Annotated in this window: 9 protein-coding genes; 4 read left to right on the top strand and 5 right to left on the bottom strand. The window is 32.8% G+C overall.

The annotated features are described in order from the left end of the window. Positions 1-34: 34 nt before the first annotated feature. The 3 genes from HGP29_RS23605 to HGP29_RS23595 form a co-directional block, all read right to left on the bottom strand. The gene (locus HGP29_RS23605) at positions 35-1,555 is read right to left on the bottom strand and encodes a PD40 domain-containing protein (RefSeq protein ID WP_168884923.1); all 1,521 of its coding nucleotides are present in this window, start codon (positions 1,553-1,555) and stop codon (positions 35-37) included. An 8-nt stretch (positions 1,556-1,563) separates the two neighbouring features. Beyond that, entirely contained in the window at positions 1,564-2,607 is a 1,044-nt protein-coding gene (locus HGP29_RS23600; protein WP_168884922.1) for a tetratricopeptide repeat protein, read from the bottom strand. A gap of 139 nt (positions 2,608-2,746) precedes the next feature. Continuing rightward, positions 2,747-3,928 carry a putative type IX sorting system protein PorV2 gene (locus HGP29_RS23595; protein ID WP_168884921.1) on the bottom strand — a complete coding sequence of 394 codons (1,182 nt, stop codon included), beginning with the start codon at positions 3,926-3,928 and terminating at the stop codon, positions 2,747-2,749. 190 nt (positions 3,929-4,118) lie between these two features. Here HGP29_RS23595 and HGP29_RS23590 point away from each other — a divergent pair, with 190 nt between their 5' ends. The 3 genes from HGP29_RS23590 to HGP29_RS23580 all read left to right on the top strand — a co-directional run bounded on the left by HGP29_RS23590 (position 4,119) and on the right by HGP29_RS23580 (position 6,508). Continuing rightward, positions 4,119-4,586 carry a SixA phosphatase family protein gene (locus HGP29_RS23590; protein ID WP_211093394.1) on the top strand — a complete coding sequence of 156 codons (468 nt, stop codon included), beginning with the start codon at positions 4,119-4,121 and terminating at the stop codon, positions 4,584-4,586. 123 nt (positions 4,587-4,709) lie between these two features. Next, the gene (locus HGP29_RS23585) at positions 4,710-5,696 is read left to right on the top strand and encodes a YhdH/YhfP family quinone oxidoreductase (RefSeq protein ID WP_168884919.1); all 987 of its coding nucleotides are present in this window, start codon (positions 4,710-4,712) and stop codon (positions 5,694-5,696) included. 158 nt (positions 5,697-5,854) lie between these two features. After that, complete coding sequence (locus tag HGP29_RS23580; RefSeq protein ID WP_168884918.1) at positions 5,855-6,508, top strand: hypothetical protein; 654 nt, start codon at positions 5,855-5,857, stop codon at positions 6,506-6,508. Between the two features lie 62 nt (positions 6,509-6,570). Here the strand turns inward: HGP29_RS23580 and groL are convergent, their stop codons facing one another. Together groL and HGP29_RS23570 are read right to left on the bottom strand one after the other, a co-directional pair. Continuing rightward, positions 6,571-8,208, bottom strand: a complete 1,638-nt coding sequence (gene groL, locus HGP29_RS23575) for a chaperonin GroEL (protein WP_168884917.1) — start codon at positions 8,206-8,208, stop codon at positions 6,571-6,573. 94 nt (positions 8,209-8,302) lie between these two features. After that, entirely contained in the window at positions 8,303-8,581 is a 279-nt protein-coding gene (locus HGP29_RS23570; RefSeq protein WP_168884916.1) for a co-chaperone GroES, read from the bottom strand. Positions 8,582-8,866: 285 nt separating this feature from the next. Here HGP29_RS23570 and HGP29_RS23565 point away from each other — a divergent pair, with 285 nt between their 5' ends. Then, the gene (locus HGP29_RS23565) at positions 8,867-13,618 is read left to right on the top strand and encodes a T9SS type A sorting domain-containing protein (protein ID WP_168884915.1); all 4,752 of its coding nucleotides are present in this window, start codon (positions 8,867-8,869) and stop codon (positions 13,616-13,618) included. The last annotated feature ends 164 nt before the right edge of the window (positions 13,619-13,782 follow it).

The raw sequence follows: 13,782 nt of genomic DNA, 5'->3' as shown, positions 1-13,782 counted from the left end.
GTTACGTACTACTTTTCAGTTGAAATTATTGACGTTATTCTATTTGATTAACAGAATCTTTTGAAGATAACTGCGCATGTAGCATAAGAGTTTTTAATAAATCAGTTGTAGCATCTAAAGTTTGTTGTTTTACCTCTTTTAAATGATCAACATGAGTTGGATGTTTTTTATGTTGAAGCGAGTCTTTGTTTAAGAGTAGAAAATCGATTTCTTTTCTATCGAGTGATAGAGGTTTGTCTTCATCTAAGATAGAGATGCGATAAATGTCTTTTTCCCCATAACCTCCTTGTCTTGAAGAAGAGTAATAAGCATGTCTTCCATTACTACGTATCATAAAGTAGACATCATCATATGGAGAATTAATCGGGTAACCTAGGTTTTCCGGAGTGGACCAATTTCCTTGAAAATCTTTTGTAGATTTAAAAACATCGTACCCACCCATGGTGTCATGTCCTCTTGAGCTAAAATAAAGTGTATTTCCATCTCTAGATAAGGCAACCCCTTCTTCATCGTAAGGAGTGTTAATCATAGCTCCTAAATTTCTAGCAGTACCCCATTTGCCATTCCTATCTTTTATCGACATGTAGATATCAAGCCCGCCAATTGTAGAAAACTCATCATTGCTAACAAAGTACAGAGTATCCATTTGGTAGTTGAGACAAGCGGATGTTTCAACAAAAATACTATTGATTTGATTGGGAAGTTTCTTAGGTTTTGACCAAATGGTGTCTTGTTGTGAGTAAGAAATATACAGATCTCCACTTCTAAATAAGATCATTTCAGATCCATCCATACTGATTGATACTGTTGCTGTATGATGATCATGATTTACAGGATTAGGGAGCGGTACAGGACTACTCCAGTGAGAGTAATCTTTGCGGTGACTGTGATATATATTTTCCCATAAATGGGTTTGAATATCCGGATTATCAGTTCTAAACTCATGTCTTCTTGTTGTGAAGTAGAGATCATCTTCCACAGCATCAACTAATGGGCAGAAATCTGCATATTTTGAGTTCACTAATGGGCCTAAGTTCTTGATAATAACATGCTGTTTGGGTGAAGAATAAAATTCTTTGCCAAAGATGCATTCCTTGATTCTCTTTTCAATCACTTCTACTTTATCACTTCCCTTTATACTCTTTTCATAATATTCAGTCGCTTCATCAAATAAAGCGTTGTAGTGTAGAGTAGTTGCAATATTAAAATATAGATCAGAAGATGCAGTATCTCCTTCGATGGCTAAGGCTTTTTTGAGATAGGTAATTCCATCTGATTTTTCTTCAGTAATCGAAGCTAAATAGCATTCCCCAATTTTCTTATTGATTCCAGGTTCTTCACTGATATAATCATAAGCACCGAAATAATATTTAAAAGCTTCATCAGGTTGATGTAATTGGTAGAATAGACTATCCCCAAGTCTCACTAAATCTCTGACAAGACTCATGTCTTTTTGACCGAGGTCTACGACATGGTTCGTTGAGTCTACTATATTTTGAGCTTGTAGTAGGAAAGAACTAATGAGTAAGGTAAATAAAATTAGTATTTTCTTCATATAAGTAGTTAATGACAAGTGCCCTGTGCATATTTGAGTCCCACAAGCATGCCTAGTTCGGCTGCTTTATGCCAATCTGAGCAAGCTCCTGCATCATCATGTAAACGCTCTTTTATATTACCTCTAGTAATGTAAGCATTTGCATAATACGGGTAATTATTAATAAGTGTATTGATATCTGTAAGGCTTTCAGAGAATCTACCGGTAAGATATCTCGTTATTGCTCTATTATTAAGTGCTTCTTTATGTAAATGAATACCATGTGTTATCGCCGATGAAAAATCATTTTCAGCCTCTACAAAATCTTCAAATTTAAGGTAGATAAGGCCTCTGTTATTGTAGGCATCCACAAACGCAGAGTCATAAAAGATTGCTCTGTTATAATCATCAAAAGCTTTTGCAATTTCATCCAATGATTCGTAGATCATACCTCTATGATTGTATGAAGATGACATTTTTGGATCAAGTATTAATGCTGTAGTAAAGCAGTCTTTCGCTTTATGTGGTTGATGATTTTTATGGTATAATGTTCCCATGTCATGCCATGTAACAGCATCTTCAGGGTTAACTATACTGATTTGATCAAGTGTTTTTAATGTTAACGACTGGGCGCCAATTTGATAATAGGATTGGGCTTTCTTCCATAATGCCTTTACATGATTAGGTTGAATGTGAATGGCACTATCAAAATCAGAAATTGCATTTAAGAAGTCATTTTCAAGAAAGTAGGAGATTCCTCTTCGATAATATATATCGACTTTGTTTCCATGTGCTAGATGAAGCGCTTTTGTAAAGTCATTCTGAGCACTCTTGAATGATCCAAGTTCTGTTTTTATCACACCTCTCTTGTATAGAGCTTCTTTGTTATTAGCGTCGTGTTTCAGAGTTTCATTGCATTCAAAAAGAATTTTATGAAAGTCACTGTTGTTGATTGCTAGCTCTTCTTGATGGATCGCATATACATTTTCATGTTGTGCTAGTACATCAGTTGAAAGTAGAAAAATGAAATAACAGACAAAAAATAAGTTTTTAAAAGTGAAATTCGAGTCCATTAAAGCGAAGTAATAGTACAGTAAATAAGTAGATAGTTCCTCAATTATAAGGGTAATATGCAAAAAAGTCAATTAATTCACTGAATAGTAATGGATTGAGTAAGAAGAATGTCTATTTTAAACGTATTTTGAACTAATATTAATAATACTTATCACTTTTCGGAGTGGATTCGTTTCTTTTGATGGATCTACCAAAATCAACCTTTAAACTAAAGATATGAGAATATAGAGATGCTGAAGAGACGTCGCCAATGTTGGTAAGAGCGTAATCTACAGTAAAGCCTTTAAATGCAAATCCAGCACCAAAGCTCGGTAAGAATTCTAGTGATTCAGACCCGTCAAAGTCTTTAATGTATTGAAGCTGGGAGATTCCACCTCTTAAGAAAATCATTTTTTTGTAATGGAATTCAACACCCATGTGGGGATCAACAGAGATTAAATCTGTTTTAATCACAGTATTTCTTTTCCCATCAAAAGTCATATCAAAACCAACAGAGACCAAGGCTCCAATGAGTTCTTCTGCATTTTCTAGCTGACTTTGTTTCCATATTGCAAAGCTTCTTGCACCTCCAACAATAAGGCGAGGAGTTGCTACTTCTACAGAATTGTCAGGAATTGTATTGCCAGTGGCTTTGAAGATTTCATAGAAAGTTGCTGGATTGTAGGTCCATACATTATATGTACCTGTAATATCTTTTGCAGTTACACCGGCAAACCATCTTTCTTTTTGCCATTGTAATCCAACATCTAAACCAAAGCCCCAAGCATTGGCAAATTGTCCTGCATTTCTATAAATCACTTTTGCGTTTGCACCGAATTTTAAGTGAGGAAGTTGCGGGAATTGTCTTGCATATGAAAAAAGGAAGGCATAATCTGCAGACGAGAAACTTTGTACATTATCCCAATTAATGTTGCCATCAGGATCAAATAAGAAACGAGTATCTGGAATGTCATCTACACCAAAGCGGATAAAAGTTATTCCTAAAGCAGATTGATCATCAATTTTGGTAGCAAAGCCACCGAAATCATACTTTGCAATACCAGCAAAATACTCTGCATGCATTAATGAAGCGGTATAACGGTCCTCTATATTCAATAAACCTGCAGGGTTCCAATATCCTGCAGTGGCATCATCAACAGTTTCCGTTAAAGAATTACCCATTGCCAATCCTCTTGCACCAACACCAATAGCCAAATATTCATTGACATATTTAGGAGCTTCAAGTTGAGCAAATGAAGGCTTTGAAATAAGGATAAGCCCTACAATAATGAACAGTTGTAGTATTAATGATTTATTCTTAGAGTTAGATGATCTTGTCATTCTTAAAAATGGGTTGTGAAAAAATCACGCTGATTTAATTAAGCCTTAAAGAAATGATAATGCCAAAGGCAAAAATTAAAATAATACTTAATATATTAAATATAAGCTTTAACGTTTTTTATTATATCATTTTGGTGCTTATTTTTAGTCAAAAATTGAGAAAGTATAAATTTTGAAAAGGTTAATACTAATGAGGCATGCCAAGTCGAGCTGGAAAAATCCACTTTTGACTGATTTTGACAGGCCTTTAAACAAACGAGGAGAGAAAGATCTCGTAAAGATGGCAGATGTGTTATTTGAACATAAACTTATGCCTGATTTGATCATTTCATCTCCCGCAAAGCGAACTAAGTTAACTGCAGAAAAAGTAGCAGAAACTTTAAGTAAACAATTGCACTTTGAAAAAGATTTTTACAATGCTTTGCATGATGAAATTTTAGATGTTATCAAGTATCTAGACGAAAATCTTGAAACCGTAATGTTGGTTTTTCATAATCCTGCGATTACAGATTTAAGAAATCATTTTTTAAGTGACTATATAGAAAATATTCCAACTGCTGGTGTTATAGCTATTGAATTTAAAGAAGCTGATTCTTGGAAAGAGTTAACTAAAGGAGAGGAACTCTTTTATGAATATCCTAAGAAATATTTTTCATGATTAAATAATCTGATGATCGTTTAATTAATATGATGATAATGGGTGTAAATTGTGTCTAAAGTCATTATTTAGTGTACACCTTAGCTGTACATTGTGACTTTACAATTAAACCCCATTATTAAAATGACAACTTTCAAAGCTTTTGTTACTGAAAAAGTAGGAGAGAAAGAATTCAAATCTTCCATTCAAAATAAAGAATTATCGGATTTACCAGAAGGAGAGGTTTTAGTTAAAGTAGCGTATTCATCTTTAAATTATAAGGATGCTTTATCTGCATTAGGAAAACCTGGAGTTACAAAAAATTATCCTCATACACCTGGTATTGATGCATCTGGTGTAGTTGTTTCTAGTAAATCGGATAATTTCAAAGAAGGAGATGAAGTTATTGTAACAAGTTATGATTTAGGGATGAACACTTGGGGAGGATTTTCCGAATATATCCAAGTGCCGTCAAATTGGGTCGTTCCAATGCCTAAAGGTGTAACATTAAAATCTAGTATGGAATTGGGGACTGCAGGCCTAACAGCAGCAATGTCTGTTTATAAATTAATTCCTCATGTTAGTCCTGAAGATGGAAATATCTTAGTTACAGGTTCTACTGGTGGAGTAGGTTCTATTGCAGTTACTATTCTTAATAAATTAGGGTATTCTGTAGTTGCCGTAACTGGAAAAGCAGAAAAAGCAGATTATCTAAAGAAAATAGGTGCTTCACATGTTATTACAAGAGAAGAATTCCTTGAAGGAAATCAACGTCCTTTATTGAAACCGTTGTATGCAGGTGTTATAGATACTGTTGGAGGTGAATATCTTGCTACTGGTATTAAAGCAACCAATCCTTTGGGAGTAGTAACATGTTGTGGTAATGCAGCATCTTTTGATTTACCTATTAATGTGTTTCCATTTATTTTAAGAGGGGTTTCATTAATTGGTATTGATTCTCAAAACTTCCCTTATGCTGAAAGAGTAAAAGTATGGAATAACATTGGTGCATCATGGATGCCTGAAACTCTTGATGAAATTACAGAAGAAGTAAACCTTGAAGGGTTAGAAGATAAAGTTAATGCCATCTTTAAAGGGCAAATAAGTGGTAGAGTAGTGGTTAAACTATAACTACCCTAATAGAAGGTCATTCGAATGTTTTTACTGAGAATGACCTTTTTTTCCATATTTTATTTTAGAAACTAGCTAAGAACATTACGTACTTTATAATAGTTCCTAAAAAAGGATTATTTTAGATTAACACAAAAACTGATTTATACTTAATTTACATGACTCAAGAACTACTTAACTATTATGATAATTCTCCATTAGGCGTTGCCATATACAGGCGTAAGTCAGAGCGACAGTTTGAGTTTTATTATTATAATAAGGCGGGAAGAAAAATGGATGGGGCAATGGATGTCGCATACAAGGGTAAGATGATAGATGAACTCTACCCGAATGTTAATGAAATGGGATTAGTAGATGCATTAGAAGAGGTTTATCAAACTGGGGTTTCTCAAGTTGTTCCATTAAAAGGATATAAAATGAGTAAATCTGATATCCTGTACAGAACGAATAGAGTTCAAAAATTAAAAGATGAATATGTTGTAAGTGTGTATTCAGATGAGTCTGATACATTCTCCTATATCCGACAAATAGAGAAAGACAATAAGAACTTGAATAATGCATTAGATTTTATTTCCCATCATTTAAGAGGAAACCTATCTACATCGTTGGGTATTTTGGAGTTATTTCGAGCCACAGAAGTTTCACTAGAAGAAAAGAATTTTCTAATGGATGTCGTCAAGAAGAACTTAGAAAATATAGATAGTAAAATTCATCATTTGGTAGATGTTTTATACAAAGAGGTGAAACACGATGAAAAGCTTCTTAAAAAATATAGTTCCGAAACTCAAGACTTTAAAGATATAAAAGTTTAAAAATAGAAAAGGCACTCACGAATGAGTGCCTTTCTTATATATATAACTACTGATAATGTCTATTACATCATACCTGGCATACCACCTCCCATTGGAGGCATAGCAGGAGCTGCAGCACCACCTTCTTCTTTCTCATTAGAAACTACACAATCAGTAGTTAATAATAAAGAAGCAACTGAAGCAGCATGCTCTAAAGCAAGACGAGTTACTTTAGTAGGGTCAATAACACCAGCCTCAACTAAGTCTTGGTACTCTTCAGTACGAGCATTGAAACCGAAGTTACCTTCGCTTTCTAAAATTTTATTTACGATAACTGAAGCTTCTAAACCAGCATTTCCTAAGATAGTTCTTAAAGGAGCTTGGATTGCAGTTTTTACAATCTGAACACCAATTTCCTCATCAGGATGAGCTGTTTCTACTGAATCAAGAACTGAAGAAGCTCTCAATAGGGCAGTACCACCACCAACTACGATACCTTCTTCAACGGCTGCTCTTGTTGCTGCTAAAGCATCGTCAACACGATCTTTCTTCTCTTTCATTTCAGTTTCAGTAGCCGCACCGATATAGATAATTGCAACACCGCCAGCTAATTTAGCTAAACGCTCTTGTAATTTCTCTTTATCATAGTCTGAAGTAGTGTTTTCGATTTGAACACGAATTTCAGCAACTCTTGCAGCAACAGCGTCAGCAGAACCAGCACCATTTACAACTACAGTATTGTCTTTGTCGATGATAACTTTTTCAGCTGTACCTAACATATCGATAGTCGCATCTTCTAGTTTCATACCTGTCTCATCAGAGATAACAGTACCACCAGTAAGAACAGCGATATCTTGCAACATTGCTTTACGACGGTCACCAAAACCTGGAGCTTTAACAGCTGCAACTTTTAATGCACCACGGATTTTGTTTACTACTAAAGTAGCTAAAGCTTCAGAATCAACATCTTCAGCGATAATTACTAATGGCTTACCAGTTTGAGCAACTTGTTCTAAAACAGGAAGTAATTCTTTCATTGTAGAAACCTTCTTGTCGTAGATTAAGATGTATGGAGTTTCCATATCTGCTTCCATTTTCTCTGTGTTAGTCACAAAGTATGGAGAAAGGTAACCACGGTCAAATTGCATACCTTCAACAGTTTTTACTTCTGTTTCAGTACCTTTTGCTTCTTCAACAGTGATAACACCATCTTTACCTACTTTTTCCATTGCTTCAGCGATCATTTTACCGATCTCAGCATCGTTGTTAGCAGAGATAGTTGCTACTTGCTCAACTTCTTTGTTTGTTTCAACAGTTTTTGAAGTATTCTTTAATTCAGCAACGATAGCTTTAACAGCTTTATCGATACCACGCTTCAAATCCATTGGGTTTGCTCCAGCTACAACGTTTTTGATACCTGTAGTGAAGATCGCTTGCGTCAATACAGTAGCAGTAGTAGTACCGTCACCTGCCTCATCAGCAGTTTTAGAAGCTACTTCTTTTACTAATTGAGCACCCATATTTTCGATTGGCTCTGCTAATTCGATTTCTTTAGCTACTGAAACACCATCTTTTGTTACGTGTGGTGATCCAAATGATTTTTCTAAGATTACGTTACGTCCCTTTGGTCCTAAAGTAACTTTTACAGCGTTTGCTAAAGCATCAACACCTTTTTTTAATCCCTCGATTGCTTCAGTATCGAAATGAAGATTTTTTGCCATAATATTTTTATATTTTTTAGAGAAGTTCTTGTGCTTTCTCTGTTGAAATTTTGTTTTAATAGTGGTGAGATTAACCTCACTCTTTAATTAATAATTATACGATAGCTAAAATGTCAGCCTCACGCATCATTAAGTAATCGTTTCCTTCTAAGTTTAATTCAGTTCCTGAGTACTTACCATAAATGACAGTATCACCCACTTTAACAGTTAAAGGCTCATCTTTAGTACCATTACCAACCGCTACTACAGTACCTCTTTGTGGTTTTTCTTTTGCATTGTCAGGGATAAATAGACCTGATGCTGTTTGAGTTTCTGCTTCTGCAGGCTCAATTAAAACTCTATCTGCTAAGGGTTTAATGTTTACTTGTGACATTTTTATTTATCTGTTTTATAATTTTTTGTTATTCTAAAAAGTATAGAAGAAAAAATAATCTTCATTGCCTTTTTTACATGAAGTGTGCCAATGTAAAAAATCGATAAGATTTGTCAGTTTTACTGACAAAGCGACAGGGTGAGATGAAATTTGATAATCATTAAAAGGTTTGTTGTCATATTTAAATTTCGAATTGTTAATGACTTCAATTATATTTGACAAAACACACAGACTAAATCCAACAAGTTGTGTACTTAAAGCATTAATAATTATTTAAACTTAAAGATGAACTACAAGCTCAAATTGTCGCTACTCTTGTCTTTACTGTTATTAGCTACTTTTAAAGTAACTTATGGACAAATTTCTACAAAATCACTTTTTATTAAAGGTGAAGTCTTGCCCTCTGGCATAGAACAATTAAAACTGATTTCAGCAGGAGACTCAAATTTCGAAACTATTCTTTATGCAACTAAAAGTGGAGAAGTATTTTTCGAAAGTCTAGAAGGAGAACAAATTGGGAAGAGTACATCAAACGTGTTATCTTCTAATGGAACCTCAATTTATTTAGATGTAAAAGGAAGTCAAGCATTGTTTCATATTCATGTGAACCTTATGAATATGAGTTATGAAGTCACAGAATTGAAAGGGCTTTCAGTATTGACAAAATTGGATGAATATAACTCTGAATGGAGTACTCCAATGGAATTATTGTATTCCTATAAAAACAAAGTACTCACCTTCGAAGTGCCGTATAGTTTTTTATTACAGGATAGATATAAAATCGTAGCAGATGCTGATAAAACCCTTGAATGGTATGGTGCTACTGTTTCTAATCTCTCTTATACGAATCAATTAAATAATAATACTGATAATGGTATAATAACAGACTTTTCCTTTGATTTTTATTATGATTTAGGGATTTCATCTATCTCAATAAATAATGAAAAGAAGCATTTGGTTAATAGTCTAAGCACAACTAATAATAATGTTATCATTCTAGGAACTGAATATGATAATGTTGGGAATAAATACGTTGTCGGAAATTGTTTAGATTGTGATGGCGATTCAGTAGGTTATATTCAAAAAAATAATGGTGATAAATTTCTTTTTAGTACAACGTTTCAAAATAAAAGGGGAGCTTTTTTTCAAGTAAGTGAAGACGGTGAAGTTATTTCAGTATTGGTAAATAATAACACAGAAAATGGCATCACATTTAATAACGTCAATTATACTGTAACTAATGAAGATCAGTTAGTACTGTTTGTGTTGAATAATGACCTAACCGTTAATTATACTAAGAAGGTCTTTAATTCTTCAAATTTAGGTCTTATAGAAAAAGATGGTTATGATTTGTCAATTGATTTAGAGAACAATATTTACACACAACTTTACCTTGCTGATAGTGAGGTTACAGTCAATGAAATAAATGAGACTTTTGGATCTGAGTCTATTATACAATTAACAAAATGGGACGCTTCAGGATCACATCAATGGAGTAAGAATTTAACATTTGATCAGAAATCTGATTTTGAAGCAAGTATAATGACCACTGATAGGTCTGGAAATATTTATGTAGTAGGAGACTTGGTAACAGATGGATTTCAGTTTGATGGTAGTTTAAGTACTTATCATGTAAGTAACGATTTATTTGCATTAAAGATTGATACTGAATTTCAAATCAGGAACTTTTCATTGTTTTCACAGAGAAACCCAGAAAAGTTATCAACAATCTATAGTATTGAAGGAGGACAAGATCAGGCATTTGTTACAGGTGTTTATTACGAAGGAGAATTAATTAACTATTATGGATATTTTGAATCCAATAATTATTCGAAAGGGTATTTCATTACGAGTTTTCATAATGAAAGATTTGATAAGTTTGCTTCATTCTATTTAGATGATCCATCTTTGATCAATAAGGAAAATATTTCGATAAAAGCAGATCAATTCGAAAACTATTATGCAGTAGTAAACACTTCATCAAAAACGGAAATATTCATGGATCAGTCTGATAGAATGTATATCAATGAATTTTCATCAGGTGTAAATGTTTTTAAATTTTATAAAGACTATGTGTTTAAAGGGTATGGTAGAGTACGTTATGAAGGGATAAATTATACAAATTTAGATATAGATCTTTCCAATGGAATAAAAATAAATGGGAATATAACAGGTTCAGGATCTGTTGTTTACAATGAGAAGTCAGTGGAGTCAATCAGTAGTAATAATAAAACGCTACAGATTGATTTTGAATTAGATCCAACTACTAGTTTTAAAGATAGACATCCAATTCTTTCATCAAAGGAACTAACTATTGGTGGATCTTCTGTTACAAGAAGTATGCTTTCCGTATTAAATAAGAGAGACAATATTTTTTATGGAATCAATTACTTAAAAAATGATGCAGGCATCTATTTTATGACTGATAACGGAGATAAACTTTCAATTGATGAACAGTCTAATTTAATTCCTTCAAGTACAGAATATCAACTTAATGGTAATGGTGATTATTCTTCTTATTATTATACCGTTGATATTTACAATAAAAAAGTGGCACTTCATGAAATCACCTCAGTAGCCTACCTACCTAAAGTTGATGATAAACTGGGTACAGCAGTTGAAATTAGTAGGGTGGAACATCATTCTGATAAAGGAATTATCAAATATATTTCAGAAGAAATAGCTCTTGAACATGAATTCTATTTTATGCTGAATGGTGATACTACTCTTTTAATTGGTGATGAAAGGACAGTTGATATACGCTTTCCTGTAAGAGCAAATAAAGGACAAAAAGCACAATTAGTATTCTATATAGATTATCAATATGGATATTTTTCATATGAAATCATTACAGATATGACTTCAAAGATTAATGAAGTTCGATATGATAGTATTTATGATTATACAGCTATTGAGTCAGATATAGAAAATAATATTTATAGATTTGGATCAAGTATTGAAAACCAGAATACGTCTAACTTACAAAAACTTAATAGTGTTGGAGAAGTACTAATAAACAAGAATTTCTCCTTAGGTACTGTAGATGAATTCGGAAATAACTTAAAAGTAGATGAAACATCGGGGAATGTCATATTGGTATTACAGAATCCAAATAATGCCAGTTCATTTACTTATGATAATAATGAACATTCTTTAATGGCAGATTCTAAATCTGTTATAGTTTACTTGGATAATGAATTAAACTTACTCAATTATTCAACATCTACTGGAAGTAGCCAAGACATCTCGGTAACTACTTTTGATGGTTTAGGTTACTATGCAGAGTATGAACATAATGATGATATTATTTATATACATCGATTAGATACTGAGAAGGTTGAGGAAGTGACCTTCTTGACGGTTAATCAAATAGGCTCATATTATCTTATTACTTTGACCGCTGATAAACAAGGTTTATTATATCTATCCGGTGAATTTATTAGCAAAGGTATCTCAACAGAAGAGGGAGAATTGGAAGCTTTTAAAAATAGAGAGGTAAATTCTCCTTTGATAGCTATTAATTCTAGTGATGGTTCTGTTAAGTGGGCTAAATCTTTAATAAGTGGTCAATCAGGAGGGGGAACAGGTTGGCCAACAGGGTTTCAGGCAGGTGATAATTCTGTTTATATAACAGGCTGGATTTACTCTAATGATACTTTATTTGAAGGCCATTTAATTCCGAAAGATGAAGGTGTAGAGGCAGGTGATTTTTCAAATTTTGTAATAAAAATAGATAGTGAAGGTATCCCAGTTTGGAGTGAATTTTTACCTTATGACCACAAGTATGGTTATAATTATGGTTACACTAGGTTATTAGTTGATGATGAAAACTTATATTATTTATTAGATATTAGATCTGATGTTGTTACATCCGGTCAAGAAAGTATTTATACAACATCTACTAAAGAAATGTATAACGCTTTGATAAAGTATTCTAAAGACGGTAATAGAGAGAAAGTGACACCTTTACGACCAGTTTTTTATAGTTTAAAGGATATGGTAAAAGTGAATGATCAAGTGATTATTTCTGGTGGAATTACTTTTGAAAATAGATACCTTAATTATCAGGATCATAAATATTTACATAAAGAAGAGGAAAAACTCAATTATACTTTATTTATAGAAGATGAATATTCTTTTACACCAGAGCCCAACGATCATCTCAATGAGGTAACATGGGAAATTGATATGCAACCATTAATTGAAGCATTATTATTTGAGCCAGATAAAGATACTTTATCCATCAATATAAATGGAGTATCGGTGTCATTAAGTAGAGATGTTTATAGCCACAAAGGTAATGGTATTTATACTTTTGTCTATAATTTCGAAAAGGGTGATATCACATATGAATTGTTAGTGAATGGGGATAAAGAAGATGTGTCATTAAATAGATCTCATACTGTCAGTGAAGGTGAAAATTTAATAAATGTAACGTATCAGTTTTCAAACTATCAAGAATTCCAAGATGAACATTTAGTTATAGAAAATATAGATGAAGAGGTTATTGAGATAAGAGTAGATGAAACATTATTTTCAAGTTTAACAGGTTTAGATAAGAAGTTTATTCTAATACAAGCGAATGGAGAATCTATTCCAGATTATGTAATTTTTGATGAAGAGACATTAACGATTACTATTGACGTTACAAAGCTTCCTTCAGGAACAAGGGTAAAAGCAATTGAAGAACTTGATTTAATATTGGTAGGAAGTGATGAGTTACAAAATACAGTTGCTGTAGCAATTATCCTTTCTTTAGAGGATTATTTGGATGAGATAGATGGTGATATAACTTCATTGGATAATGATCTGAAAAACCAAATAAAGGTGTTTCCAACCAAAACGGAAGGAGTTATTCATATTCAAACGACTTTAACTTCTTATAATGTATCAGTCTATGATATCAATGGTAAATTATTATTTACTGAATCTTCAAAAGAAAATATGTCAATTAAAACGGATGGTTTTTCAAGTGGGTTGTTGATAGTAAAAATCAGCTCAAATTCAGGTTCTTATAACTATAAAGTCATTAATTAAGTAAGAAACTTTAAATTGTTATTTATCTTATGACCTATCATTTTGTACAATGATAAGTTAGGTTTTAACTAGAAAAAGAGAGTATTCACTATAAGTGTGGATACTCTTTTTTATGTGATGATTGTTACATAAACTATTATTTTCTTTTCCCACCTTTGTAATAG

It is taken from the genome of Flammeovirga agarivorans, assembly GCF_012641475.1.
GTDB lineage: Bacteria > Bacteroidota > Bacteroidia > Cytophagales > Flammeovirgaceae > Flammeovirga > Flammeovirga agarivorans.
Note: the sequence above shows the minus strand (reverse complement) of the source record. Positions and strands in the feature narration are given on the sequence as shown.